This window comes from Vibrio sp. OPT46 (assembly GCF_015163535.1).
In the GTDB taxonomy this organism is placed as follows: Bacteria; Pseudomonadota; Gammaproteobacteria; order Enterobacterales; family Vibrionaceae; genus Vibrio; species Vibrio alginolyticus.
On sequence record NZ_JADDYG010000141.1, the window covers coordinates 1 to 952 of the forward strand.

Below are 952 nucleotides of genomic sequence, written 5' to 3' on the forward strand. Positions count from 1 at the left end.
ATTTTTAACATGCTGATTTCCTTCGTTGTTCCTCCCAAAGCCTCTCTCGCTTCCTCTACAAAGAAACCATTCTCGTTGAACCAAGCATCCTGTAGCTACTTGGGTATGCATAATTGGTAGCTATTTATCTTCTAATTATAAATTCATACTTGAAATGTTTGTTTTTTGATCTATTGTGACGAAGTGTCATTTATGACGGTTCGTCAACTTTAGTTGCGTTCCTGTATTAAAGAATCGTGTTACAATTATTGGGAGTGTGTTGGTATACGGATCAAAGGATTATGTTTAACTTTCGCTGTAAAAAATATAGCAAGCAAGACGGATGTCGTGTGTCTTCAGGGCTAACAAAAAAGCAACAGGCGATTGCTGATCGTGAGATAGAGCTTATTCAATTGGCTAAGTCTTTAGTTCAAGAGCAAGGCTTTGCCAACTTAACGATGGACAAGCTTACAGCGTCAAGCCCTTATTCTAAAGGGACGATCTACAATCATTTTTGCAGCAAAGAAGATGTGATTCTTGCGCTTTGTATTCATTCGCTGAAAAGCGAAGCAATATTTTTCGAACGTACCGCCAAATTTAATGGCAATACCAGAGAAAAAATCATTGCGATGCATGTAGGTTATCGTATTTACGCTCGTATGGAGCCAGTACTATCAACCTGTGCGATTGTTGCAAAGACGCCTTGGGTTCTAGAGAAGGCTTCGCCTAAACGTGTGAATGAACTGAATAACTTGGAAGAACAAGTAATAGATGGTGCTGATGCGCTGGTGAACAATGCGGTAGAATGTGGTGATCTTAAGTTTTCTCCCGCAATTGGTTCTGATGCTATTGTATTCGCCAACTGGTCTATTGCATTCGGTTCAAACGCTTTGGCGCAAAATGCATCGAACAGTCGATGTATTCAGCGAATTCAAGACCCATTCTCAGTACTGCACAACGCGAATATGTTACT

At 40.2% G+C, this 952-nt stretch carries 1 protein-coding gene; it reads left to right on the top strand.

The genetic code is table 11. From position 1 onward, the window contains the following. Nucleotides 1-281: 281 nt before the first annotated feature. A partial coding sequence (locus tag IQR33_RS06270) for a TetR/AcrR family transcriptional regulator (RefSeq protein ID WP_193843597.1) occupies nucleotides 282-952 on the top strand: 671 nt, incomplete at its 3' end.